Below are 25,418 nucleotides of genomic sequence, written 5' to 3' on the forward strand. Positions count from 1 at the left end.
TTATCTTAATTCCTTGACACAGTCCTTAAATATTCTTCCACGCTCTTCATAGTTTTTAAACATGCCCCAACTGGCACATGCAGGTGAAAGTAGTACATATTCTCCGGACTTTGCCTCTCTTGCACATATATTCACAGCTTCTTCCATGCTGTTTACCATATCTATATCTTTAAAGCCGTGTCTGTTTGCACAATCCGCTATATTCTTGGCTGTAGCTCCCATAAGTATAAGTTTTTTTACCTTACCTCCAAAGCTATCTATCCATTCATCATACTCCGAACCCTTATCATAGCCTCCGGCAATTATATAAGTAAATGAAGGCATAGCAAGCACCGCCTGTATTGCGGCATCGGGATTTGTTCCCTTGGAGTCATTATAATATTTTACCCCATTTACTTCTTTAACAAACTCGATTCTATGCTCAACAGCATGAAAATCATAGCAGCTTTTTACAATATTTTCCATAGGAACACCGTATGACTCCGCTATAGCTATAGCAGCCATAACATTCTCATAATTATGTCTTCCCAAAATATTTAACTTCTTTGTGTCCAATATCTCGCTTACTTTACCGTTCTCAGTTTTAACAATAATATCATTATCCAAGTAAAAGCCTTTGTCAAGCTTAGTCTTACTTGAAAAAAATACCACCTTTGCCTTTACATTTTTTGCAAATTCTCTGAGAATAACATCCTCATAATTCAATATACAAAAATCATTTTCATCCTGATTTTTGCTGATATCCTCTTTTACTTTTATATAATTTTCCATAGTATGATGTCTGTTTAAATGGTCCGGAGTTATATTAAGTATGGCTGATATCTTCGGTTTAAAATCAATAATTGTTTCAAGCTGGAATGAGGAAGTCTCAAGCACTGTTACCGAATTTTCATCAGTCTTATCCGCAATATCGGTATATGGTATACCGATATTACCCACTGTAAAACTTTTTTCAAAAAAATCCGACATTATCTCTCCTACAAGTGATGTAGTGGTTGTCTTGCCGTTTGTACCTGTTATGGCTATCAGCCCTCCCTTTGAATACTTATATCCAAGCTCCACCTCACTCCATATAGGAATGGAATTTTTCTTTAAGGTTTGAACAAAATCAACTTCCAAATCTATTCCCGGACTTATAACACAATATGACATATCCTTTAAATCGCTCGCCTTTAAATCTCCGAGAATTATTTTGATTTTATCATGATATCTTTTATCAAATTTTTTAAGCAATTCATCTTTATCAAGTTCTTTATTGCTGTCAAAAAGTATAATCTCATTATTATTTTTTAGAAGTAGGTTGGCGGCAGATATACCGCTTTTCCCCAAGCCCGCAATTCCAATCATATTGCCTCCTACATAAATATATATACCAGAATACCCGATATTATTGTGACTATACTAAAAACTGTTACAGTCCTTGTTTCAGACCAACCGCAAAGTTCAAAATGATGATGTATCGGTGCCATCTTAAAAAATCTTTTACCCTTGGTGGCTTTAAAATATCCCACCTGAATCATCACCGAGATAACCTCCATCATATATATAAAGCCTATAATCGCAATGAAAACAGGTATTTTGCACATAAGAGCATAGGAGGCGACAAAACCTCCAAGGGCAAGTGAACCCGTATCTCCCATAAACACCTTTGCCGGATAAGAATTAAACAATAAAAAGCCCATAAGACTTCCTATGATCGCACCTGTAACAGGTGTTACACTGAAATTCCCCTTTAACCCTATTATCATAAAAAATAAGGAAACAATTATAGTAACAGTCGAGCACAGACCGTCAAGTCCGTCAGTAAAATTCACTCCGTTATCTGTTCCAAGTATAACAAAGAGTGCAAAAGGTATCCATATTATACCAAGCTTCAGTATTATGCCGTTTTCAAATGAACCGGTAAAAGGAATAAGAATCCCATAGTCAAAGCCGTATATCTTATAAAGATATACTATAAAAACAATACTTACTATCAGTTGAAGTAAGAACTTTTGTGATGATTTTAACCCTTCAGACTTCTTTTTCTTTATTTTTAGTATGTCATCTAAAAGTCCTATTATACCATAGGATATAGTAAATAAAAATACTACAATAACATCTTTATACATTGGAATCAAAAAAACACTTGCAGCCAATATTCCTATAAGGAATGATATTCCACCCATAGTAGGGGTTCCTGTCTTTTTTAAATGTTCCTTAGGTCCGTCATCCCTGACCATCTGTCCGAACTTAAATCTATGTAAAATCGGTATAAAAAAAGGACAGACTATCGCAGTAACAACAAAAGCTATCAATAATGCAATCAATGTATCTTTTAACATAATATCTCCAAATTTTTTATTCTTCTCCCTCTCCCGCAGGTACTCCCGGCAAATTGTTTCCTCCGTCATCCGGTATTACCTCTTCTGTGGAGTAGCTCTTTGTCTCAGGTGCTGTGGCTGTATTGGCATCTGTAATACCCTCGGCTGAAGGAAGTGCACTCACATCTATACCCTCATCCACATTTGAATATATATTCATATATGGCAATACCTCAGTCATTATCCTTGAAAACAATGCACTTGCGTATGCGGATCTTGCCTGATCCGCCACATGAGGAGTATCTATAAGCACATAACATACCACCTCCGGACTTTGTGCAGGTACACTTCCTATAAAAGATACCAGATAATTTCCGTTTCCTCTGGGGTATTTCTCAGCCGTACCTGTTTTTCCTCCGACATCATATCCCGCTACAGCTGCGGCACTACCTGTACCCTCGGCTACAGTTCTTCTAAGTGCCTCATTTATAAAAGTTGTGGTATGTGCAGATACCGTCTCCCTTACAAGTTCAGGCTCAATATTCTCTATTATAGCACCGTCCGCATTTAAAATCTGCCTCACGACATGAGGTCTATAATATGAACCTCCGTTTACCACTGAGGAATATGCCGCCGCAAGCTGAATCATAGTAGTATTAAAGTTTTGTCCGAAGGAATTGGTAGCCAAATCGGTTGCTCCGGCATTGTCTGCGGTGTGTATAAGTCCGCTTGTATCCGCTTCTCCCGGTAAATCTATTGCGGTTTTTGTTCCGAAACCGAATACTTTTTGATATTCATAGAACTTTTTGCCTCCCTCAGCTCTTGAAATATCCATCATTGCCACATTGCATGACTCCATAAGAGCCTCTGTGACATTGATAAGACCATGTCCGTTTCTATTGGCACATCTTATCTTCCAGCCGCCTATTTCCTCAAAACCGCCGCAATTATAAGTTTCATTTCCTGTTATCACACCCTCTTCCATGGCTGATGACACTGTAAATACCTTTGCGGGAGAACCCGGCTCATAAGTATCGCTTACGGTATAATTTCTCCACAAATTGCTTAATGCATCCACCTTTGCTTTATCATCCATATTCGCCTGATCCTCAGGAGAAATATAATTGTTTAAATCTCTGGGATTGTTAAGGTCAAAGGTTCTGCTGGTAGCCATAGCCAGTATTTCACCATTGTTCGGGTTCATAACTATAGCTGCGGTAATATTGGAGCCTGTAGAGTTTTGCCATTCCGCAATATGTTTTTCCACAATCTTTTGTATATTCAAATCTATGGTGGATACCACCTTATTTCCGTCAGTAGGAGCTTTAATAACTCTCTCAAGTGAGGATTCCTCATTTAAGTATCCGTATTCCCTGCCTGATATTCCCACAAGAGTATCATTATAATACTGCTCTATTCCGCCATTTCCTCCGATATCATCATTACCTGCAAATCCCAATACATTGCAGGCGGTTGATCCATATGGGTATTTTCTTAAATAACTTTCCTCAAACCAGATACCATATACTCTTTCCGAGCTTTTATGTTCCTTATACCATTTATTCCATTCTTCTTTTTTCTCTTCAAAGGCTATTTTTTGCTCATAGCTGATATCCTTATCATACTTTAAATATGAGCTGTCCGATTTATCCGCAATAGCATTTCTTAAATCATCTTCACTATATCCGAATACCTCTGCAAGTATGGAAACTGTGGGTTTTAAATAATCATCCTGATCTGTATTTATCTGCCTCGGATCCAAAATCAAATTATAGACCTTTTCACTCGTCGCCATATATGTTCCGTTCCTATCAAGGATATCTCCTCTTTTATAGGGTATCTCTCTGGAATCATATTTTTGCTGTGAAAGTATCTTTTGATTGTATTCCTCGGAATTATTCCTCTGTAACATTATAATCTTAAAAAACAATGCAGCGAAAGCCAGTATAATCATAATCAGTATGATCACAAGCCTTCCCTGCAAAATATCTAAAGGATTAGAAGTATTTCCATCCTTGCTATTTTTATTATTTCCCTTTTTATTGGGGGATATCTTCAAATTGTCTGACATATTCACTTTCCGTTTTTTCGTATGTTATAACCTGATTTTTCCTTGCATAAATCATACCTAACTTATTTGTAGCTACATCATGTATATAATCAAGGTCAACATAAGTCGCAATCATATTTTCCATTGAATCATTTTCATTTTTCAATTTTTCAAGTTTAGACTCATTTTTTTGTGTCTGCTTTATGGTAGAAGTCAAACGAGATTGCATTGAAATATAGTTCGCACACAGAACCAATACCGCTACCATAGCTACAGACAACATAACAAGATAGGGCAAATTCATAGATAATGCTCTTTCCCTATTCTTTCTTATCATCCTATTGGTTTTTGAAACTTCGGCTTCTCTGCCGCCTGTATCTTTTCTTGGAACAACGGGCTCAAGCTTTCTTACGGCGCTACCCTCTACATAATATTCCATTTCTTCATTAGCTTTTCTTTTTATTTCCTGCCTTTTTCTCTTTTCTTTCATATTAAACTCCCTTTTCAAATACCCTCAGTTTAGCACTTTTTGCTCTGGAATTTTCCTCCAGCTCCTCTTCTCCCGGCAATATAGCCTTTCTTGTAATAACTCTTCCCTTTGATTTATTTCCGCAAACACATACCGGAAATTTCTTCGGGCAGACACATGGAGATTCAGCCTTTTTAAATGCCTGTTTTACTATTCTGTCTTCCAAAGAATGGAAAGTGATAACAGACAATCTGCCACCCGGTTTTAACAAATCAATCATAACATTTATGGAATCGGTCAATACTTCAAGCTCTTTATTTAATTCAATTCTTATAGCTTGAAATGTTCTTTTTGCAGGATGTCCTCCTGTCACCTGTATTTTCATAGGAATAGAGGCTTTTATAATATCCACCAGTTCAAAAGTTGTCTCAATCCTCTTTTTATTCCTATACTCTACTATATGTTTTGCAATATTCTTTGCAAATCTGTCCTCTCCATAATCTCTGATAATATGAAAAAGTTCGCTCTCCGAATACTCATTTACAATATCCGATGCCTTAAGTTCATTCCTGTCATCCATTCTCATATCAAGCGGTGCATCAAATCTGTATGTAAAACCTCTCTCTGCGTTATCCAACTGGTAGGAGGATACGCCAAGGTCAATATATATACCGTCAACTTTTTCTATATTTTCTTTTTTTAATATATTTTCTATATTGACATAATTGTCTCTTATAATAATAACACTTTTACTGTAATCAATCAATCTTTGAGTAGCGGCATTTATAGCATCCATATCCTGGTCAATACCTATCAGTTTGCCGGTCTTTAATCTTTTGACTACTTCAAGGGCATGTCCTCCCCCTCCCAAAGTACCGTCAACATAGTACCCGTCAGCCTTTATATTCAAAGATTCTATCACTTCATCTAAAAGAACCGATTTGTGATTGAAAGTCATAATAAATTCCATCCCTATATTCTATGCAGAATCTTTGAATAAATATGATTCCGACACTATAAGAATATTAGACTACTCCGGTAAAAAAATCAAGATTTTATATTCTTAAGATTAAAAAACACTTGAAAATAAAATTACAGTTCAGGTACTATATATTTTGAGACTTTTAATTTTACAATCCTTGTAGCGTTTAACTCTTTCGTAAAAACGAGACAGGATTAAGCAGTCGAGTACTTGTTTGAGTGCAGTTCGCTGCTCCCCAAGCGAACAAACGAGTTACGCAGACTGCGTAAAATCCTGCGAAGTTTTAATTTTACTTTTATATATTCAAAAATCCTATAGTTGACATCAAAAGCATAAATAAAAACATCAGAAACATAAATACCGCTCTTATAAAACCATACTTTAAACGCTCTTCATTCTTAAAATATTTTATTGCATCCAGCAGACAATTTATGGAAAACAATAAAAAAATCAGAGGGAAAAATATTGCATATTTGCTTGGAGATAAAAAAGCGAATACCACCATTATAATAATCACTATCGCCAGAATTATATGCAAAACATCCCTGACTAAAAGAAACCCCTGCTTTCTTCTACCTGTCATCTTCCTTACCCAATGTAGCTACCATCACTGCCTTAATCGTATGCATACGATTCTCAGCCTCATCAAATACAACCGAATTTGCACTTTCAAATACATCCTCAGTTACTTCATATCCTTTTACGGCAGGCAGGCAGTGCATAAATATTGTACTTTCCTTTCCTATTTTTTCTATCAAACTCTTATTTACCTGATAAGGTTTTAAAAGCTCTATTCTCTCCTTCGCCTTATCCTCTTCCCCCATAGAAGCCCATACATCTGTGTATATTACATCCGCTCCGCTCACAGAATTTATATCATCTGTAACAAGAAGCTTTGTATCTGACTCATTGGCATAACTCTCACATAAATTTATTAAATCCTCGGATGGAAAAAGTGACTTCGGTGCCAGCACCGTCATATTTACCCCAAGTTTTGTCATTCCTATCATAAGGGAATTTGCCATATTGTTTCTGCCGTCACCCACATAGACAAATTCCAATCCGCAAAGCTTTCCAAAATGCTCCTTCATTGTGAGCATATCCGCAAGAATCTGTGTAGGATGATACTCATCTGTAAGCCCGTTCCACACCGGCACTCCGGCAAACTTTGCCAGTTCCTCCACTGTGGAATGTTTAAAGCCTCTGAATTCTATTCCGTCAAACATTCTGCCAAGAACTCTTGCCGTATCCGCAACACTCTCCTTATGTCCAAGCTGGATATCATCCTTTCCCAGATACTCGGGAAAAGCCCCCTCATCCCTTGCACCTACAACAAAGGCACATCTTGTTCTTGTTGAAGGTTTTTCAAATAAAAGAGCAATATTTTTCCCTTTTAATCTGTTACCTGTGATTCCCTTTTTCTTTTCTTCCTTAAGCTTTGCCGCCAAATCAAGTAAATACTCTATCTCTTCTCTTGTAAAATCTTTTAATGTAAGAAAATGTCTTCCAAATAAATTCATAAATATGCTCCTCTCTTATTTTCTATAAGAATAACATATAAATATGAATTTGTCTGTATAAAAATTCATAATATTTTATTTTCTTCTCTGCCTTGCAGCCTCATACATCAAAATACTGCCTGCAACAGCCGCATTTAAAGATTCCACCTCTCCAAGCATCGGAATTTTTACCTTGTTTTTTACCGCATCAAGTACATCCTTTGATATACCTGCCGCCTCATTGCCTATTATAAATGCAATACTGCCCCTATAATCCGGAGCATCATATTCTGTCGCACCTTCAAGACTGCTTGCATAAATATCAATTTTTCTTGCATATAGCTCTTCTATAATATCCTTTAAATCCTTCACATATATAAAAGGCACTCTAAAAACGGAGCCCATTGTGGAGCGTATTACTTTCGGATTATATATATCCACAGTACTTTCATTCATTATAATGCCTGTAATACCGGCACCTTCTCCGGCTCTTACAAGAGTTCCCAGATTTCCCGGATCTTGCAGGCTGTCCAAAATAAGTAAATTATGTGGGAATTCTCCTCTTACCGTCAGTATATTTTCAAGAGTATATTCTTTTCTTTTTACAACAACCATCACTCCCTGAGGAGTTTTGGTATCTGATACAGATTCAAATATTTTATCGCTTACCACTTCGTATCCGGGATATATTTCAGATATAAGCTTTTTATTTAGGGCGTCAAAGCTCTCACTTACAAATACATCCAGTATCTCATCTTTTTTCAGCTCTCTAAACATTCTGATGCCCTCAATAATATAGGCATTTTGTTTTTTTCTGGCACTGCTTTTTTTAATCAATGCCATGAGCTCCTTTATTTTTTTATTTCCCGATGAAGTAATCATTATTTTCTCCAACATACTCCCATTAAACCTTTATTAGCTCCAAATCTTCCATCCATAAGGTTTTGCAGGCATCACTCGGCATCCTTAAATCTCCTCTCGGAGAAATTGCAATACTTCCAACTTTCGGTCCGTCAGGCAGTGCGGATCTTTTAAATTGCTGTGAGAAAAATCTTGAATAAAATACCTTTAGCCATTTAAGTATTACTTCACTTTCATATTCACCGGCAAATGCTTTCTTTGCCATTCTGTATATCTTTGAAGGCATAAATCCGAAGCGTAGGGCATTGTATAAGAAAAAGTCATGCAATTCATAAGGTCCTACCAAATCCTCGGTCTTTTGAGCTATCTTACCGTTCTCAGGCGGCAAAAGCTCAGGCGATACAGGAGTATCCAAAATATCATATAATATATTCGCTATTTTCTTATCATCGGTGGTATCCGCATAGTAGTTTACCAGATGCCTTACCAATGTCTTAGGTATGGATGCATTTACACCATACATTGACATATGATCACCATTATATGTTGCCCATCCAAGCACAAGCTCCGACAAATCTCCGGTTCCCACCACAAGTCCGTTATCTCTGTTTGCTATATCCATAAGGATTTGAGTTCTTTCCCTTGCCTGTGCATTTTCATAAGTAATATTTTTTATATTTATATCATGGTTTATATCAAGGAAATGCCTTTTTATAGACTCTACAATGGAAATCTCCTCCAATGTGGCACCAAAGCTTTCAGGCAGCTCACAGGCATTATTATATGTCCTGTCGGTTGTTCCGAATCCCGGCATTGTAACAGCCCTTATACCGCTTTTATCAAATCCCAGCATATCAAAGGTCTTTGCACATACAAGAAGTGCCAAAGTGGAATCAAGTCCTCCGGATATTCCAAGAATTACATTTTTTGCACCGGTATGAAGCAATCTCTTCTTAAGTCCAAGAGCCTGTATGGTCAATATCTCCTCACATCTTTCCTTTCTCTTTGACATATCATCAGGTACAAAGGGCTTTGAGTCGAAATTTCTTTTAAGCTCAAGTTCCACCGGCTCAAGTTCAAACTCCGATTTAAAATAACCGTCCTCATCACCTTGTTCAAAGGTGGTCTGTTTTCTTCTTTCCAGTACAAGTCTGTTTACATCTATTTCTATTCTCACCGCCTCGTTTTTAAAGCGTGTACTTTTTGCTAAAATCTTACCGTTTTCGGCAATAATTCCCTGTCCTCCAAAAACAAGATCCTGAGTGGACTCGCCCTCACCTGCATTGGCATAAATATAAGCAGATATAAGCTTTTTTGAATGATTGCTTATCAAATTATCTCTATAAGACATCTTACCTACTATATCATTTGATGCCGAACAGTTTATTAAAATATTCGCCCCGGCAAGTGCATGTTCCACACTTGGAGGATTCGGCACCCAAAGATCCTCACAGATTTCACCTGCGATAATCAGATTCGGCACATTGGAACATTCAAATAAAATATTTGTTCCCATAGGAATTACATCATCAAAAAAGTTCACCCACACCGGTTCTTTAAAACCTCTGTTAAAATATCTAGCCTCATAAAACTCACCGTAATTAGGCAGATTAAGCTTATTTATAAGTCCCAAAAGTATTCCGTTTGAGATAACAGCCGCCACATTATAAAGTTTTCCCTTAAAATCCCATGGAAGTCCTATAAATATAATTGATTTATGACCGCTGCTAAACTCCACAATTTCCTTTAGTGCATGCTTCGCTTCTTTTATCAGTATATCCTGAAAAAATAAATCATTACAGGTATAAGAAGTCAGACATAGCTCAGGAAAAACTATTATACTACTCCCCTCATCCCATTCCTTTTTTATCGCATCTTTAATACTTTCCTTATTATACGCCACATCACACACTCTGATATCAGGTGATACACTCGCCACTCTTATAAAACCGTCTTTCATATCTTCTCTTTCACATCTCCAAAAACAAAATTAACAAGCTTTTCATATTCCTTATAAAATCCGCTGTTTTCCAAATCCTTTAAGGCTTCCAATAATCCAAAATAATATCTTCCCTGCCTCACCTTATCCTTTTCATTAAATCTTAATAAAAACTCATCCCCAAGGCTAAGATAATCTCTGGCTGAGGTTCTGATATTTGAAAGCTTATCTCCCAAAGCAATCATCTTCACCTCAATACTTTCACTTTTTAAATGCTCTATTGTATGCATTTTTCTCTCAATCCATGATTTTGACTTATCCTCTGATTCCTTTCCTACAAGAGTTGCCACCTTAGCGCCAAATTCTTTTTCAATCTCCTCTATCGTTACAGCCGTATCCTCCACAGTATCATGCAATAGAGCCGCAATCCTTACATCCATATCCTCCGTCATAAGCGATACAATGGTGCATACTTCCAAAGGATGTATGATATATGGTATTGTACTTCCCTTTCTAAATTGACCTTCATGTGCCTTAATTGCAAATTTAACCGCTTTTTCTATCATCTCAACTCCTTTATTTATTATAAATACAATTTTAACTTGAAGTTTTTTTTTAAGTCTGTTATTCTAATCAAAGATTGCTTGTACAAGTGAAAGTGAGGAAAGTCTATGTCAGATGAAAGTAATGTAAAGGAAAAACCTAAAAAAAGGAAGTTTTCAAAACTCAAATATATAATAGCATTTATATTCATAAATGTAATCATATTTTTTGTTGTAACCTCACAGCCTGATTTTGAAATCTCTATAGTGCCGGATCCTGATGCTAAATCTGTAGAAATCAGAGTGACACAGAAAAGCTTTTTCCCATTACAAAGTTTTATTATGAGTCTTGATGATTCACCGCTATCATATACCAAAAACGGTAATACCTATGTGGCTACCGCCACACATAACGGTACCCTCGAGGTTGTTGCTACAAATCTTAACACTATGTCTCAGACTATGTATGAGAGAATAGACAGTATTGACTCTACATCACCGACCATATTTGCACAGCTGGTAAAAAAGGGCGTTCTTAATATAACCTTTGAGGACGGTCACTCGGATATTGATTACGACAGTATATATGCATTGGACAGTGATGATAAAATGCTTAAGCCTTCTAAGATAGATGAGGGAGAAGGAAGAGCTACATTTGAGTTTAAAACCTATTCTATAAGGGCATTTGTATCCGATACCGCAGGCAACCAGGGTGAGGTCGAGTTTAACAACAGCGAAATAAATCAGACAAAGCTTGTTTCCGCTGAAGGTATGGAAGTAAATGATATTCCTGTGGACGAAAGAGAAAATACCGAAAAAGATCTTTCAAATGAAACCACCTTTGATGAGGGAAATTTAAACGAAAAACCTCCAAAGAAAAATGATGATTATTTATATGAAAAGCATTAATAAAAAACTCCATGCCTAGCGGTGTGGAGTTCTTTTATTTACTGTATTCTTTTTATATTGCAATCTGTGCAAATCACCTGTAAGCTTCATTTTTTCAAAGCCGTTTTGTGCCAATGCCTCATATAATATAATTGCCACCGAGTTTGATAAATTAAGACTTCTGATATCTCCCCACATAGGGATTCTGATACAAGCGGATTCATTTTCGGAAAGAATCTCCTCAGGTATACCGGCACTCTCCTTTCCGAACATTATATAATCATCCGGATTAAAGCTCACTTCCTTATATGTATGATGCGCCTTTGTGGTTGCAAAATACATATGCTCCCTTGCAGCGGGGTTTTTCTCATAAAAATCATTTATATCCGAATAAACGGTGTAATCAAGCTTTTCCCAGTAGTCCATGGCGGCACGCTTTATATGCTTTTCACTGATTCTAAATCCCAGAGGCTCTATAAGATGGAGTCTTGTATTTGTTGCAACACAGCTTCTGGCTATATTTCCGGTATTTGCAGGTATTTCAGGTTCAAGCAGTACTATATTCATGAAAGACTCCTTACAAACTTCTCAATTCTTGATATTGCTTCCTTAAGTCTATCCATAGAATAAGCATAGGATACTCTTACATATCCCTCACCGCATTCGCCAAAAGCCGTTCCCGGTACTATAGCAATCTTTTGTTCTTCCAAAAGTTTTGTCGCAAATTCCTCGGAACTCATATTAAATCTTTTTATACTGGGGAAAACATAAAAAGCCCCCTGCGGTTCAAAGCAGGTCATCCCAAGTTCTGTGAATCTGTGCAGCAAATATCTTCTTCTTTGATTATATGACTCCCTCATATTTGCCACTTCCAAATCACCATGTGCAAGAGCTTCCACCGCTGCATACTGGCTTGTGGTAGGAGCGCACATTATGGCATACTGATGAATCTTTGTCATCTGTGCAATTATTTCCTTTGGACCTGTAGCATATCCTAGTCTCCATCCGGTCATAGCATAGGATTTGGAAAAACCGTTTATCAATATGGTTCTTTCCTTCATCCCCTCTATCTGTACTATTGATGCATGTTCTCCCTCATATGTAAGCTCACAATATATCTCATCAGAGATCACATACAGATCCTTTTCTATACATACTCTTGCTATCTCTTTCAGCTCATCTATATTAAGTATTGAACCTGTAGGATTGTTAGGAAAAGGCAGAATAAGAATCTTGGTCTTATCCGTTACTTTTTCAAGTATCTGACTTGCTTTAAGCTTAAAACTGTCCTCAGCCTTAAGCTCTATTATCACAGGTCTGCCTCCTGCAAGTATGGTACATGGCTCATAAGAAACATAGGAAGGCTGCGGTATCAAGACCTCATCACCTACATCAAGCATTGCTCTGAGTGCAATATCAATACCCTCACTGCCTCCTACGGTTATAATCATTTCATTTTTCGGATCATACTCTACATCAATCTTTCTTATAAGGTATTTTCTGATTCCCTCTCTCAGCTCCATCAGACCTGAGTTTGAGGTATAGAATGTTTTCCCCTTTTCAAGAGAATATATACCCGCATCCCTTATAAAATACGGTGTATCAAAATCAGGCTCTCCCACACCCAAAGATATGGCATCCTCCATGGTATTTACTATATCAAAAAACTTTCTGATGCCTGAAGGCTTTATTGATTTTATTGTGTTTGATAACGGATCTCTCATGGTGTAATAAGCTGCCTCTCATCTTTCTTCTTAGGAGATAATATGGTTCCGTGATCCTTATATTTTTTTAATACAAAATGTGTTGCGGTAGAAAGTACCGAATCCATAGGTGCAAGCTTATCCGAAACAAACTGTGCCACCTCTCTCATTGTTCTTCCCTCAATAAATACTGTAAAATCAAATGAACCGCTCATCAAATATATTGCACTGACCTCTGAAAACTGATAGATTCTTTCCGCAATATTATCAAAGCCCATTCCCTTTTGCGGTGTAACTCTTACCTCAATAAGCGCATTCACCTTTTCATTTTTTGTTTTCTCCCAATTTATCAAGGTATGATAACCGCATATCACACCTTCTTTTTCCATATTTGCTATTTCATTTGCAAGAGCTGCCTCATCCTCTCCCAATAAAACAGCCAGCTCTCCAATATCAATTCTGGAATTTTTTTCAATTACCGACAGTATCTTCTCTCTCATCATTTATCACCTTAAAAATTTCATCCTGTACAGGTCTGTTTACAAATTCTATATTTTCTTTATCCATTATCAGCTTATCATTGCCCTGAGTTAAATTGCCTATTATCTGTGCAACCACTCCGTTTTTATTCAAATAATTACAATCGGATATCGGATCTTCACTTATTATTATCTTTCCTTCACTTAAAAGTCTGTATATATTTATGCCGAAGTACTCACAAATTTCAATACATATCTGAATTGTACTTATTTTCTTTATTTCTATCTCAAAACCGCAGTTTCTTGATTTTGCATACATATATAATGCCTTTAAGATTCCTCCTTCTGCAACATCCACCATTTCACCACTAAAGCCTGCAAATATATTGTTTATATTTACAGGCCTCTCATCCGCTCTGTCATTATATATGGGAGATAAATATCTCCCATAATAACCACAATCTCCGATATGCTTTTTTATGCTCTCCAAATATATTTTGTTAAAATACCTGCAAAGATCATCATAATATCTTTCTGCAAGGATTAAAGAGCCTTTAAGTCCGGCATATCCGCAAAATATTATATATTTTTTCATTACTCTGTCGGATGAAGGTTCGGATCAAATGCAGGTCCAAGGCTCATATCAGGTGCCTGTGTATTATCAGCCGGCGGATCCTGTGTAGCTCCCGAATTGTCCTCCAATGGTGCTTCCGGAGTCTCTGCAGGAGGTGGCGGCGGTGCATCCTGTCTTGTACCTCTGATATAGATATCATTAGCCATTCTGTAGGTATCGCTTGAAACAAGTTCTCTGCTTATTTCCACACCGTTTTCCTTTGTAACCTTCCAAAGTTTTGACACTCTACCCTTATGTCCGTCCGATTCCTTATGATAATATCCGACCGCTCTTGAAGCATCATCCACATAGGTCTTTCCCTTTGGAGTTTCATTTAGTACCTCTGAAACAAATTCTACAGTCCTGTTTGCAGGTCTGTCTTCCTTACCCCAAATGGTAAATGTGACATTTCTTCCTGATGTAACAGCTTCTACATATATAGGAGTACTCCTGTTATTGGTCACCTTAATATCCTTATAATCACCCGCTATTGCCGCATCACCGCTTGGCTGTACATAGTTTACTATCATGGAGTGATTTTTTCTTTCCGTGATTTCAACTTCCGCTCTGAGTGCAGCCTGATACAATGTAGTAGCTATCTGGCAAGCACCTCCGCCCACACTGTCAACAACCAATCCGTTTTCATATGCTTTTGCCATTTTATAACCGTTGTTTATGGTAAAGGGATGCATTCTCTCATATCCTGAGATGGTCTCTCCCGGCATCAACAATACACCGTTCATCTTCTCTGTTCCGACCGCAATATTTGTAGCTCTGTCAGATGATGATGATGAATAGTTTGTGGTAAATGTTCCTAAAATATCCTGTATATCTTTTAAATCCTCGGCTTTAACGGTTGCAGCCTGCTTTGTCACCTCGGCATGTATAGTCTCTTCGCCATCCTTTAATATAGCCTCCTTCAGTTTTGCAACTGTTGATTCGGTGTCAATCGCATAACCGTCACTTTCAGGAGTTATCTCAAAAGCATTGTTTACTCTTTTTATACTTGCATTAACCGGCGCACTCGGATTTTTGGAGTTTGCCTTATTAAAAAATGCCTTTAAGGCTTCATCATTAAAAACTATATTCGGAGTTATGCTTTCAGGATTTTCAACCAGTGCATTACTCTTTGAAAATCTCTCAATCATATTCCCCGAAGAATACTTTTGAGCCTCTGATAATATATATTCAATATTCTCTATGCTTACACCAAGCTCTGAATAAGCGCTCTCTATCTGTTCGCCGTTCACCTCTAAAATAAACGTCTTATTATTTATCCTATCCTGAAGATTTGCAAGTGCATTATTTAAGGTCTCCATAGTTCTTACACCGTCAATACCTATTACACTAAAACCTTCCGGTAATCTTCTTTCAGCCTTTATCCTATCTTGTTCGGGATTATTTGCCTCTTCCCCCTGTGCATCACTGCCTGTAGACATAGTCTTATTTTCCGGACTCTGTACTTCCGGATTTACTTCTGTCTGTGCTGCATTAATATCAAATCTTCCTACACTCGTACTTATGCCAAGTCCTGCAATTGCCATAAATATGGCTACAGCTACGGCTATATTTCCTATATTCTTATTCAACTTTCCCTCTGTCCTCTCTATAATACCCTATAAATACACTAGCTGCTCTGATATTTTTAAATCAATGCCGATACTACTACAGGTACTACCATAGCTAAGACTAAAATCGTAACTATAACTATTGAAATTATCTGTCTTTTTTTCTTGTTATCCATATAAACCTCTTTTCTATAAAAGATAAACTATAATAGTGAAACTTTTTCAATCCACAGAAAGTAGATTGTAATACTTACGCTTTATAAAGCAAAACCCTTACTTCCGGACTTGATTTTATCCATCATTCTTTTAGCTTCAGATTCTGAAAGCAAATCAATATTTACCTTGTAACCAATTCTATGACAATTTAATAATTTCTGCAAGTCCTCTTTTGTTCTTTTTCTGATAGGAATAAATTTTTTCAACTTTACTTCCATATGTTCAGGACTGAAATTAAAATCAGGGAAATTCTCCATAATCTTTTGAAACAAAAGATGAGTATAATACGCATCCGAAAATGCTCTGTGCGGATTTTTTCTCTCTATTCCAAAGTACCTGCATGCATCCGTCAGATTTTTCTTTATATCCGCCGGCAGTATCTTCTTGCATAATTTATATGTATCCGATCCTTTTTTATCAAAGACCAGTCCTGCCCTACTTGCCTCCCTTTTTATAAAGCTGTAGTCAAAAACCGTATTATGTCCAAGCAGATCATAATCCTCACAAAATTCGACTATATGCCCTATTACCTCATTTATACTTTCAGCATTATAAAGTTCTCTCTTCTTTATACCTGTGAGACTCAGTATATCTTCATTTATCTCTATCTCCGGGTTTATAAGACAGGAAAAGGTATCCGTTATATGCGAATCTTTTATTTTTAAAAGTCCAACCTCTATTATCTTATCATTTCTTAGCTTTATACCACTTGTTTCAAGGTCAATTGCAATATAATTTAAAGTACTCATACTTTAGCACTTGGGCAATCCTCTCTCAAAAAACAAATATCACATTTTTCTCTTCTTGCAATACATATAGTTCTGCCAAGAGTTATCAAATCTGTATTCCATACTATCCAATGATCCTTCGGCAATATCTCCATGAGTTCAAATTCTATCTTTACCGGATCATCGCTCTGCGTAAATCCCAGCTTTTTTGTAATTCTCTTTACATGTGTATCCACCACTATACTGGGCATATCAAATATATTGCCCCTGATAACATTTGCAGTCTTTCTTCCGACTCCCGGAAGTGTCAAAAGATCCTCAAGTTCACTTGGAACCTCACCTCCAAAGTCCGATAAAAGCTTCCTTGCACAGGCTATCAGATTCTTTGCCTTATTATGATAAAAACCTATGGAATGTATATCCTTCTCCATTTCCTCAAGTTTTGCGGAAGCAAATTTTTCCAGACTGTCATATTTTTTATACAGATCCCTTGTAACCATATTTACTCTGGCATCCGTACATTGTGCACTCAGTATGGTGGCAAATAAAAGCTGCCATGGAGTATTATACTCCAAATATATAATTTTTTCTGTACCATATGTTTCATCAAGTTTAGCTAATATTCTTTCAAGTCTTTTATCCGTCATACAATTATCTCTATTTTTCTTCCGCTTGGTTGATATTCATAATATCTTACACCTGCCGCATTTAACATTCTCTTACTTGCTCTTACCGAGGGACTGCTTGCATATTTGTCATCCTCATATATTATTGTTTTTATTCCCGCCTGTATAATAGCCTTTGCACATTCATTGCAGGGAAAGAGAGTAACATATATCTTGCTGCCCTCAAGTGAACCTCCCCTGTAATTTAATATTGCATTCAGTTCACTATGTGTGGAGTATAAATATTTTGCATTATAAGGATCGGTTATTTCATATTCCTTGCCCCATGGGAAATCCTCATCCGAACAACCTCTTGGAAATCCGTTATATCCCATAGAAAGTATCTTATTGTCCTCACTCACTATGCAGGCTCCCACCTGAGTGCTCGGATCCTTTGATCTTCTTGCACTTAACTTTGCCACACCTATAAAATATTCATCCCAGTTTATATAATCTTCTCTTTTTTCGCTCATAATTCACCTAAATATATTATATTAAAGCCCGAAGCTTTTTTCAGCCTGTTCATTATCGCTCTTCCTATACCGCTTTCATCAAATGACTCGGATAATATGGTACTTACTCCCAGTTCATCACATTTTCTAAGCACATCAAATAGATTGTGGGCGACAGTTTTCATATCCTTTAAGCTGCCCAGACTTAAAAGCTTTATATTCTCTTTTTTATTATCCTCTATGATCTTTTCCAATACAGCCCAATGTTCATCCACTGTAAGTATTGCCGTCTTTATTTCGGATTTAGAAATTTCTTTTTTAAGATAATCCAAAACGGCAGCCTCATTCCCCTTAAGCATCTTCATATCCGCCTTTGGAGCATAATGCTTATATTTCATACCGGGAGCTTTCGGAGCTTCACCTGATGCAAGTAAATGCTCTATGGCGGGATCTATATCTACCTCAGTGCAAACCTCTTGAAGCATTTCAACAGTAACGGCACCCGGTCTTAAAAGAGTCGGTATATCTCCCGTCAAATCCACTATAGTGGACTCCACTCCTATTCCCACAGTTCCACCGTCTATTATCATATCTATTCTGCCATCCATATCATCAAATACATGTGATGCCCTTGTGGGAGAAGGTCTGCCCGAAGTATTGGCACTCGGTGCGGCTATAGGTACTTTTGATACCTCTATCAATGCTCTTGCTATATTATTATCAGGCAATCTTACTGCTACGGTATCAAGACCTCCGCTGGTATCATCAGGTATAATAATCCGTTTTTTTAAAACAACCGTCATCGGTCCCGGCCAAAAGCACTCAGCCAATTTATAAAATATCTCAGGTATTTCCCTTGCAATATTATTTACATCCTCAGTCTTTGAAATATGCACAATCAGCGGATTATCACTTGGTCTTCCCTTTGCTGCATATATCTTTTTGGCAGCCTCACTCATAAGAGCATTTGCTCCAAGTCCATAGACGGTTTCAGTCGGAAATGCCACTAAACCACCTGACCTTATTATATCGGCAGCCTCTTTGATATCCGCATTTTCATACAGTTTACAAATATCCTTTATATCTATTTTTTTTATTTTTGTTTGCTTTAGCTCCAATTAAAAATCTCCCATACCCTTCGAAAGCCTTCTTTTGCTCTTAATAAGCCGCTTTTTTTTGCTCTCTTCATATTTTAACCTGACTTCTTCATACACTGTGGAATCCACTACCTTGGTAGTCTTTATCACATAGTATTTTTCATCACTTTTTCTGACTCTTATCTTACCCTTTACAAACCCATGTTCAGGGCAAAGTCCTATGCAATAATAATTTCTTTGATTTGTTGAAAACCATTTAATTTTTTTCTTTAACATCCTATTGCATCTATCACATATAAGATCCGAATTGTGCTTATCGGCAACGGCTTCCTCCTTGGTTGCAAATAAAGTGGATACAAACTTTGAATAACCCGAAAAATGCAAATATATCTCTTCATCGCTGTTTCTCGGTACACGGTAATAATCCAGCGAATAATATTCTTTTACAGGTTCAAAATCCATATTTTGCAATACCTTCACCGTATAAAAGGCATCATCAAAGGCGTGATGAAAAGGTCTCCTTGTTTCTATACCAAGCATATTTACGGCTCTTTCAAGAGGTATCCTGTCCTGCTCTCCATTTGGATATCTTATATTAAAAAGCTTTTGTATATCATAGTAAAACAAGGGATAATCAAATTTATTTTCCACCCCGTAAAACTTCATATTTCTTTGAAGTTCCACAAGGTCAAGATTGCCCCATGTACAAAGTATCTTTTTCTTCTCAGGATTGTCAAGTTCACAAAACTCAAAAAAATCTCTTATAGCTTCTACAAAGGGAACACCCTTTTTCTTTAATTCTCCAATACCTATCTGCACCACCTCATGCACCTTAAAATGCATCTTTTTATATACCGTGGGCTTTATTACTCTGTGAAACTCATCCACTATTTCAAGTCTTGAATTAAGCTTTAGAGCTCCTATTTCTATTATTTCAAAGGGAAGATCTTTATTACTATATTCTCTACCGTTTGGACTTTGATTCCATTCCAAATCAAGTACTATATAACTATCCATATCCACCTTTCCAAAAAAGCACATCCTCCGGAGGATGTGCTTAGATTTTACTTTATTTTAAGATGTCATTTTTTCATTTTTTACAATGGCATCTTTTCTCATCGGAATACGACAATTTTTATTGTTTCCAAACTCTACTATCACAGTATCCTCTGTAATATCAATCAAAACACCATAAAAACCTGATGCAGTCTCTACTGTATCACCAACCTCCAAGCTTGCGAAAAGTTCAGCCTGTTTAGCCTTTTCTTTTTTGTTAGGTCTATACGCCATAAAATAAAATATAGCCGCAATGAACACAACATACATCGCAATAGCACCTACTCCAAAACCTCCGCCTGCATTTGCAGCTGCCAAAATATTCATAATCCTCCTATTTAGAACCCTCAAGCATCGTTCTTATCTTACTATTTTTATATTCTGTATACCTATTTTCGCGTATAGCTGTGCGAATCTCACTCATCATTGTATTATAGAAATATAGATTGTGCAATACACAAAGACGCATACCAAGCATTTCATTTGCCTTTAAAAGATGCCTGATATAGCCTCTGGAATAAGACCTGCAAGTAGGGCAATTACACCCTTCTTCAATAGGTCTTTTGTCCAATTCATATTTTTTATTAAAAAGATTCAGCTTTCCATAGTTTGTATATACATGACCATGTCTGCCGTTCCTGCTGGGATATACACAATCAAAGAAATCAACTCCTCTGTCCACGGCTTCAAGTATATTTATAGGAGTTCCCACTCCCATAAGATATGTCGGCTTATCCTTTGGCAAATGCTCTACAGTCATATCAAGGATATGATACATCTCCTCATGACTCTCACCCACTGCCAAACCGCCTATGGCATATCCGTCAAGATTCATCTCACTTATTGTCTTTGCATGTGAGATTCTGATATCGTCAATGATACCGCCCTGATTTATACCAAAAAGCAATTGTTCTTTGTTTATAGTATCTTCCAAAGAATTGAGCCTGTCCATCTCCACCTTACATCTTTGCAGCCATCTGGTGGTGCGTGCTACAGAATCCTCTATATATTTTCTTTCTGCAAGCGCCGGAGGACATTCATCAAATGCCATAGCTATAGTGGAGCCGAGATTTGACTGTATCTGCATACTCTCCTCAGGACCCATAAAAATCTTTCTTCCGTCAATATGAGAGTTAAAAGCAACTCCCTCTTCCTTGATTTTCCTAAGCTTGGCAAGTGAGAACACCTGAAAACCGCCCGAATCCGTAAGTATCGGTCTGTCCCAGTGCATAAACTCATGCAAACCTCCGAACTCCTTTATAAGCTTATCACCTGTCCTTACATGCAGGTGATAAGTATTTGAAAGTTCCACCTGACAACCTATTTCCTTTAGGTCATCAGTTGATACGGCACCCTTTATAGCGGCTACCGTACCGACATTCATAAAAAGCGGAGTCTCTACAGTACCGTGAACTGTTTCCATAGTAGCACTTTTGGCCCTTTTATCCACAGCCTTTATTTCATATTTCATAAAATACCTAAACTACAGCACCATTGCTGTCTTTATTTATTTCAACCTTTTTAGCTTTTTTCTTCTTGCCCTTATTATTCTCTGTTTTTTGTTCTTCTATCTTATTCTCAAACTTATTGCTGAATATATACCAGAATATACTTGAGAGGAATACTGAAGAGTATGTACCCGCTACAATACCTACCATAATTGGAAGTGCAAATTCTCTGATAGAAGATACTCCCATTATGAACAGAACAAAAATCATTATAAATGTAGTAAGCGATGAATAAATACTTCTTGTAAGAGTCTCGGTAACACTTGTATTGATAATCTCTTCCTTGGTTGCTCTTGAAAGTAATGCCTTATTTTCTCTTATTCTGTCAAAGATTACGATTGTAGCATTTATAGAATAACCTACTATTGTAAGTATACATGCAATAAATGTTGAACCTACACTCCAACGAAGAAGTGCATAGAATGTAACAACAACAAGTACATCATGTACAAGTGCCAATACGGAACTTGTTGCAAATCTGAAATCTTTAAATCTGAACCAGATATATAAAAGCATAAGTACTGTCGCAATCACTGTTGCAACTACGGCATCCGCCTTCATCTCGGTACTTACCGCAGCTGATATAGACTCGGCTGTTATCTTTTCAGCATCCACACCGAATTTCTCTGCAAGTGCACTGTTAAGTTTTTCTCTCTCATCCACTGTAAGTGTACGAGTCTTTATAATAACCTCATTTGAGCCTTCTACCTTCTGTGTCTGTGTACCCGCCTCTCCTGTTATAGATTCTACAACAGGTACAACCTCTTTTGAGATTTGCTCTAATGAATAGTCCTCATTGAATGTAACATTTGTAGATGTTCCACCCTTAAAGTCTATACCATAGTTAAATAAATCACCTATCTTAGCCTTGTTAAAGCCTGCACCCGCTATACCTGCAATTATGATAACAGCAGAAACAGCCATGGTTATCTTCTTCATTCCCACAAAATCTATAGGCTTTCTTTCAAGTTTCTTGCCATATAGTTTTTCACTTTCAAGTCCTATATTGTAGAATGCCGTAAGTACAAATCTTGTTACAAACAATGCTGTAAACATAGAAAGTATAATACCGAGTGCAAGTGTCTGTGCAAAGCCCTTTACAGTACCTGAACCACGCAGATAAAGTACGGCTGCCGCTATAAGTGTGGTAACATTTCCGTCAATAATAGCGGACAATGCCTTTTTAAATCCAAGATTTATAGCCTCATGTACGCTCTTTCCAAGACCTATCTCTTCTTTTATTCTTGTAAAGATAATAACATTTGCATCCACCGCCATACCTATTGAAAGTATGATACCTGCAATACCCGGCAATGTAAGTGTAATCTCAAATGCGGATAAAAGAAGAATCTCAAGTATTACATATAATGAAAGTGCAATTACGGATGCCACACCCGGAAGTAAGAATACAGCTATCATAAATATAGCCAAAACAATAAATCCTACTATTGCCGCTTTCACACTTGTAGATATAGCTTCCTGTCCGAGCTTTGCTCCAACTACATTACTTCTAAGCTCTTCCAGCTCAAGTGAAAGTGAACCTATACGAATGGTAGATGCAAGATTTTTTGCAACTTCATAAGATTCCATTCCTGTAATTTGAGCATTTCCGCCTGTTATAGCTGATTGAACTGTCGGAGCGGAATAAACCACATTGTCATATATAATTGCAATCTGCTGACCAATAAGCTTTGCTGTAGCATCTTCAAATGCCTTTGAGCCTTCATCTGTAAATGTAAGTGATACTACATACTCGCTGTTACCGTTATTGTCTATAATACCCGCCTTTGCCGTAGCCACCTGATCGCCTGTAAGTACGGTATTACCTTGCGGATCCATAAAAATCAAAGAACCAGGTTTTCCAAGGTCATTCAAAATAGCATTGGCATCAGATACTCCGGGGATGTCAATATTTATTCTGTTTCCACCCTCTCTGTAAACCTCAGCCTCTGTTGAATAATTTTGAACTCTTTGCTGCAATTTGTAGATAGTATCCGCCATATCCTCATCTGAGGGATTAGGCTCCACTGTCTGGTAAGTAATACTTACACCACCTGCCAAATCAAGTCCGAGCTTTATCTTACCTGTACCGGATTTGGAAGTTTTACCTGTATCCTCTGTCGTCTCACCGCTTATAGTACTCTCGGCGATTGCCTCTTTTGATACATCACTACTCTCATCAACGGATGAACTTTCAGAACTTTCACCGCTTTCACTTGATGCGGCGCTATCTGCACTTGTTATTGCAGTTTCACTTGAATTTGCCGCAATCTCGGTATTCTTACCCCCTGACAAAACATTGTAGGCAAGAAAACCTAAAAACACCAAAATCACAAATGTGATAAAGAGAGAGGCTAAGCCCTTTTGCTTATTGTCCTTCATTATCTTCTCCTATTTTACCCAGCTAATGCTGCTTTTATCATTATTGCACACTCAATTCTCTTTTTTTGAAGTTCGCAACCGATATCATAAGTATCCGTAATAGAGCCGTGGAAGCTATAAGAATTAGCTGCACATCCTCCACTACAATAAAATCTTGCATAGCAATCCTTACACTTTGGTTTAGCATAAACATTGCATAGCTTAAACTCATTACTAATATCTTTTCTCTCTAACCCGTCAAATACATTTCCAAGCAAAAATTCATCCTTACCAACGAATTGATGACATGGATATAAGTCGCCCCATGGTGTCACTGCCAGGTATTCGGTTCCTGATCCGCAGCCTGATAATCTCTTTGCTACGCATGGACCTTGAGTCAAATCTATATTAAAGTGGAAGAAATTAAATCCTCTTCCCTCTTTCTTTCTCTTGATATACTCTACCGCAAGCTTATCATATTCCTCCATAATCTTTGGAATATCTTCCTGCCTGATAGCAAAAGCCTCACCATCCTCGCCTACCACAGGCTCCATACTGGTCTGCTTAAATCCAAGATCCGCAAAATGCAATACATCCTTTGAAAACTCCAGATTATTTCTTGTAAAAGTACCTCTGATATAATAGTCCTTTGTACCTCTTGACTCGGCAAATTTTACAAACTTGGGAACTATAACATCATAGCTTCCCTTACCTCCTCTGGTAGGACGCATAGCATCATTTACTTCTTTTCTTCCGTCAAGACTTAGTACCACATTGGACATCTCCTGATTGCAAAACTCCATGATTTCATCATTTAGAAGCATACCGTTTGTGGTGATAGTAAATCTGAACTTCTTATTGTTTGCCTCTTCAAGACTTCTTCCGTATTTTACCAGGTCTTTTACCACCTGCCAGTTCATAAGCGGCTCACCGCCAAAGAAATCAACCTCGAGATTTCTTCTGTTTCCGGAGTTGGCAACAAGAAAATCTAGCGCTCTCTTACCCACATCATAGCTCATCAATGCTCTTCTGCCATGATATTCTCCCTCTTCGGCAAAGCAATATTTACAAGCCAGATTACAGTCATGAGCAATATGTAAGCAGAGTGCCTTTACCACAGTCTGTCTTTCTTTAAAATCATTGATATACAACTCATAGGTATCCTTTGTATAAAGTTCCTCTGCATCTATAAGTTCCTGTATATCCGATATAGCCTCTTCTATCTCCTCGGCACTGTACTTATCCTTTAAGCCGGTTCTGATATCAGCTTTTATCTGATCACTCAGCTTTATAGGAGCATCTATTTCTCCTATAAGCTTTTCTCCAAGCTCCATTGCATCATACATAAGCTCATCCACTACGTGAACAGAGCCTGAATTCACATCCAAAACTATGTTGTATCCGTTATTTTTATATTGGTGTAACAAATTATTCCTCTT

At 37.3% G+C, this 25,418-nt stretch carries 25 protein-coding genes; 1 reads left to right on the forward strand and 24 read right to left on the reverse strand.

Annotated elements, in window-relative coordinates:
- The 10 genes from murD to J4O15_RS13635 form a co-directional block, all read right to left on the reverse strand.
- Window positions 1–1,347, reverse strand: coding sequence for a UDP-N-acetylmuramoyl-L-alanine--D-glutamate ligase (gene murD / locus J4O15_RS13590; RefSeq protein ID WP_208101134.1), 1,347 nt, complete (start codon window positions 1,345–1,347; stop codon window positions 1–3).
- Window positions 1,348–1,355: 8 nt separating this feature from the next.
- Window positions 1,356–2,324, reverse strand: a complete 969-nt coding sequence (mraY, locus tag J4O15_RS13595) for a phospho-N-acetylmuramoyl-pentapeptide-transferase (protein WP_208101135.1) — start codon at window positions 2,322–2,324, stop codon at window positions 1,356–1,358.
- Between the two features lie 16 nt (window positions 2,325–2,340).
- Window positions 2,341–4,374, reverse strand: a complete 2,034-nt coding sequence (locus J4O15_RS13600; RefSeq protein ID WP_208101136.1) for a peptidoglycan D,D-transpeptidase FtsI family protein — start codon at window positions 4,372–4,374, stop codon at window positions 2,341–2,343.
- The gene (locus J4O15_RS13605; protein WP_208101137.1) at window positions 4,343–4,843 is read right to left on the reverse strand and encodes a septum formation initiator family protein; all 501 of its coding nucleotides are present in this window, start codon (window positions 4,841–4,843) and stop codon (window positions 4,343–4,345) included. Before J4O15_RS13605 ends, J4O15_RS13600 begins: the two co-directional genes overlap by 32 nt.
- Window position 4,844: 1 nt before the next feature.
- Window positions 4,845–5,780 carry a 16S rRNA (cytosine(1402)-N(4))-methyltransferase RsmH gene (gene rsmH / locus J4O15_RS13610; RefSeq protein ID WP_009219158.1) on the reverse strand — a complete coding sequence of 312 codons (936 nt, stop codon included), beginning with the start codon at window positions 5,778–5,780 and terminating at the stop codon, window positions 4,845–4,847.
- Window positions 5,781–6,099: 319 nt separating this feature from the next.
- Window positions 6,100–6,387: a hypothetical protein gene (locus J4O15_RS13615; protein WP_009219159.1), complete on the reverse strand. Its 288-nt coding sequence runs from the start codon at window positions 6,385–6,387 to the stop codon at window positions 6,100–6,102.
- The gene (argF, locus tag J4O15_RS13620) at window positions 6,377–7,324 is read right to left on the reverse strand and encodes an ornithine carbamoyltransferase (RefSeq protein ID WP_208101138.1); all 948 of its coding nucleotides are present in this window, start codon (window positions 7,322–7,324) and stop codon (window positions 6,377–6,379) included. Before argF ends, J4O15_RS13615 begins: the two co-directional genes overlap by 11 nt.
- Window positions 7,325–7,399: 75 nt before the next feature.
- Window positions 7,400–8,185 carry a TrmH family RNA methyltransferase gene (locus tag J4O15_RS13625; protein ID WP_009219161.1) on the reverse strand — a complete coding sequence of 262 codons (786 nt, stop codon included), beginning with the start codon at window positions 8,183–8,185 and terminating at the stop codon, window positions 7,400–7,402.
- A gap of 22 nt (window positions 8,186–8,207) precedes the next feature.
- A complete protein-coding gene (locus tag J4O15_RS13630) occupies window positions 8,208–10,124 on the reverse strand; it encodes an NAD(+) synthase (protein WP_208101139.1) in 1,917 nt (638 codons plus the stop codon).
- Window positions 10,121–10,669, reverse strand: coding sequence for an HD domain-containing protein (locus tag J4O15_RS13635; protein WP_009219163.1), 549 nt, complete (start codon window positions 10,667–10,669; stop codon window positions 10,121–10,123). Before J4O15_RS13635 ends, J4O15_RS13630 begins: the two co-directional genes overlap by 4 nt.
- A gap of 105 nt (window positions 10,670–10,774) precedes the next feature.
- Between J4O15_RS13635 and J4O15_RS13640 the strand changes: the two genes are divergently transcribed.
- Window positions 10,775–11,554, forward strand: a complete 780-nt coding sequence (locus tag J4O15_RS13640) for a hypothetical protein (RefSeq protein WP_208101140.1) — start codon at window positions 10,775–10,777, stop codon at window positions 11,552–11,554.
- 15 nt (window positions 11,555–11,569) lie between these two features.
- On the opposite strand, the gene J4O15_RS13645 is transcribed toward J4O15_RS13640, so the two are convergent.
- The 14 genes from J4O15_RS13645 to scfB all read right to left on the reverse strand — a co-directional run bounded on the left by J4O15_RS13645 (window position 11,570) and on the right by scfB (window position 25,406).
- On the reverse strand, window positions 11,570–12,100 hold the full coding sequence (locus J4O15_RS13645) for a tRNA (cytidine(34)-2'-O)-methyltransferase (protein WP_208101141.1): 531 nt from the start codon (window positions 12,098–12,100) through the stop codon (window positions 11,570–11,572).
- Window positions 12,097–13,257: an aminotransferase class I/II-fold pyridoxal phosphate-dependent enzyme gene (locus J4O15_RS13650; RefSeq protein ID WP_208101142.1), complete on the reverse strand. Its 1,161-nt coding sequence runs from the start codon at window positions 13,255–13,257 to the stop codon at window positions 12,097–12,099. Before J4O15_RS13650 ends, J4O15_RS13645 begins: the two co-directional genes overlap by 4 nt.
- Window positions 13,254–13,736, reverse strand: a complete 483-nt coding sequence (locus J4O15_RS13655; protein ID WP_040457567.1) for an Lrp/AsnC family transcriptional regulator — start codon at window positions 13,734–13,736, stop codon at window positions 13,254–13,256. The genes J4O15_RS13650 and J4O15_RS13655 overlap by 4 nt, the downstream gene beginning before the upstream one ends.
- Window positions 13,708–14,310 carry an AIR synthase-related protein gene (locus J4O15_RS13660; RefSeq protein WP_208101143.1) on the reverse strand — a complete coding sequence of 201 codons (603 nt, stop codon included), beginning with the start codon at window positions 14,308–14,310 and terminating at the stop codon, window positions 13,708–13,710. The genes J4O15_RS13655 and J4O15_RS13660 overlap by 29 nt, the downstream gene beginning before the upstream one ends.
- Complete coding sequence (locus J4O15_RS13665) at window positions 14,310–15,917, reverse strand: VanW family protein (protein ID WP_208101144.1); 1,608 nt, start codon at window positions 15,915–15,917, stop codon at window positions 14,310–14,312. Before J4O15_RS13665 ends, J4O15_RS13660 begins: the two co-directional genes overlap by 1 nt.
- Before the next feature lie 236 nt (window positions 15,918–16,153).
- Complete coding sequence (locus J4O15_RS13670) at window positions 16,154–16,861, reverse strand: 3'-5' exonuclease (protein ID WP_208101145.1); 708 nt, start codon at window positions 16,859–16,861, stop codon at window positions 16,154–16,156.
- Entirely contained in the window at window positions 16,858–17,487 is a 630-nt protein-coding gene (nth, locus tag J4O15_RS13675) for an endonuclease III (protein WP_208101146.1), read from the reverse strand. The genes J4O15_RS13670 and nth overlap by 4 nt, the downstream gene beginning before the upstream one ends.
- The gene (locus J4O15_RS13680) at window positions 17,484–17,978 is read right to left on the reverse strand and encodes a deoxycytidylate deaminase (protein WP_009219173.1); all 495 of its coding nucleotides are present in this window, start codon (window positions 17,976–17,978) and stop codon (window positions 17,484–17,486) included. Before J4O15_RS13680 ends, nth begins: the two co-directional genes overlap by 4 nt.
- Window positions 17,975–19,075, reverse strand: coding sequence for an L-threonylcarbamoyladenylate synthase (locus J4O15_RS13685; RefSeq protein ID WP_208101147.1), 1,101 nt, complete (start codon window positions 19,073–19,075; stop codon window positions 17,975–17,977). Before J4O15_RS13685 ends, J4O15_RS13680 begins: the two co-directional genes overlap by 4 nt.
- Window positions 19,076–20,071 (reverse strand): 3'-5' exonuclease, encoded by a 996-nt coding sequence (locus J4O15_RS13690; protein WP_243762071.1) that lies wholly within the window; start codon window positions 20,069–20,071, stop codon window positions 19,076–19,078.
- Between the two features lie 57 nt (window positions 20,072–20,128).
- On the reverse strand, window positions 20,129–20,437 hold the full coding sequence (gene yajC, locus J4O15_RS13695) for a preprotein translocase subunit YajC (RefSeq protein ID WP_009219176.1): 309 nt from the start codon (window positions 20,435–20,437) through the stop codon (window positions 20,129–20,131).
- 7 nt (window positions 20,438–20,444) lie between these two features.
- Window positions 20,445–21,581, reverse strand: coding sequence for a tRNA guanosine(34) transglycosylase Tgt (gene tgt / locus J4O15_RS13700; protein WP_208101149.1), 1,137 nt, complete (start codon window positions 21,579–21,581; stop codon window positions 20,445–20,447).
- Between the two features lie 7 nt (window positions 21,582–21,588).
- Complete coding sequence (gene secD, locus J4O15_RS13705; RefSeq protein ID WP_208101150.1) at window positions 21,589–24,000, reverse strand: protein translocase subunit SecD; 2,412 nt, start codon at window positions 23,998–24,000, stop codon at window positions 21,589–21,591.
- 14 nt (window positions 24,001–24,014) lie between these two features.
- The gene (scfB, locus tag J4O15_RS13710; protein WP_009219179.1) at window positions 24,015–25,406 is read right to left on the reverse strand and encodes a thioether cross-link-forming SCIFF peptide maturase; all 1,392 of its coding nucleotides are present in this window, start codon (window positions 25,404–25,406) and stop codon (window positions 24,015–24,017) included.
- Window positions 25,407–25,418: the final 12 nt, after the last annotated feature.

Origin of the sequence: Lachnoanaerobaculum sp. Marseille-Q4761, from assembly GCF_017565785.1 — a bacterium.
In the GTDB taxonomy this organism is placed as follows: domain Bacteria; phylum Bacillota; class Clostridia; order Lachnospirales; family Lachnospiraceae; genus Lachnoanaerobaculum.

Coding starts and splice junctions, on each gene's coding strand:
- murD (WP_208101134.1), bottom strand. CDS start 1,347: ATGATTGGAATTGCGGGCTTGGGGAAAAGCGGTATATCTGCCGCCAAC.
- mraY (WP_208101135.1), bottom strand. CDS start 2,324: ATGTTAAAAGATACATTGATTGCATTATTGATAGCTTTTGTTGTTACT.
- J4O15_RS13600 (WP_208101136.1), bottom strand. CDS start 4,374: ATGTCAGACAATTTGAAGATATCCCCCAATAAAAAGGGAAATAATAAA.
- J4O15_RS13605 (WP_208101137.1), bottom strand. CDS start 4,843: ATGAAAGAAAAGAGAAAAAGGCAGGAAATAAAAAGAAAAGCTAATGAA.
- rsmH (WP_009219158.1), bottom strand. CDS start 5,780: ATGACTTTCAATCACAAATCGGTTCTTTTAGATGAAGTGATAGAATCT.
- J4O15_RS13615 (WP_009219159.1), bottom strand. CDS start 6,387: ATGACAGGTAGAAGAAAGCAGGGGTTTCTTTTAGTCAGGGATGTTTTG.
- argF (WP_208101138.1), bottom strand. CDS start 7,324: ATGAATTTATTTGGAAGACATTTTCTTACATTAAAAGATTTTACAAGA.
- J4O15_RS13625 (WP_009219161.1), bottom strand. CDS start 8,185: ATGATTACTTCATCGGGAAATAAAAAAATAAAGGAGCTCATGGCATTG.
- J4O15_RS13630 (WP_208101139.1), bottom strand. CDS start 10,124: ATGAAAGACGGTTTTATAAGAGTGGCGAGTGTATCACCTGATATCAGA.
- J4O15_RS13635 (WP_009219163.1), bottom strand. CDS start 10,669: ATGATAGAAAAAGCGGTTAAATTTGCAATTAAGGCACATGAAGGTCAA.
- J4O15_RS13640 (WP_208101140.1), top strand. CDS start 10,775: ATGTCAGATGAAAGTAATGTAAAGGAAAAACCTAAAAAAAGGAAGTTT.
- J4O15_RS13645 (WP_208101141.1), bottom strand. CDS start 12,100: ATGAATATAGTACTGCTTGAACCTGAAATACCTGCAAATACCGGAAAT.
- J4O15_RS13650 (WP_208101142.1), bottom strand. CDS start 13,257: ATGAGAGATCCGTTATCAAACACAATAAAATCAATAAAGCCTTCAGGC.
- J4O15_RS13655 (WP_040457567.1), bottom strand. CDS start 13,736: ATGAGAGAGAAGATACTGTCGGTAATTGAAAAAAATTCCAGAATTGAT.
- J4O15_RS13660 (WP_208101143.1), bottom strand. CDS start 14,310: ATGAAAAAATATATAATATTTTGCGGATATGCCGGACTTAAAGGCTCT.
- J4O15_RS13670 (WP_208101145.1), bottom strand. CDS start 16,861: ATGAGTACTTTAAATTATATTGCAATTGACCTTGAAACAAGTGGTATA.
- nth (WP_208101146.1), bottom strand. CDS start 17,487: ATGACGGATAAAAGACTTGAAAGAATATTAGCTAAACTTGATGAAACA.
- J4O15_RS13680 (WP_009219173.1), bottom strand. CDS start 17,978: ATGAGCGAAAAAAGAGAAGATTATATAAACTGGGATGAATATTTTATA.
- J4O15_RS13690 (WP_243762071.1), bottom strand. CDS start 20,071: ATGGATAGTTATATAGTACTTGATTTGGAATGGAATCAAAGTCCAAAC.
- yajC (WP_009219176.1), bottom strand. CDS start 20,437: ATGAATATTTTGGCAGCTGCAAATGCAGGCGGAGGTTTTGGAGTAGGT.
- tgt (WP_208101149.1), bottom strand. CDS start 21,581: ATGAAATATGAAATAAAGGCTGTGGATAAAAGGGCCAAAAGTGCTACT.
- secD (WP_208101150.1), bottom strand. CDS start 24,000: ATGAAGGACAATAAGCAAAAGGGCTTAGCCTCTCTCTTTATCACATTT.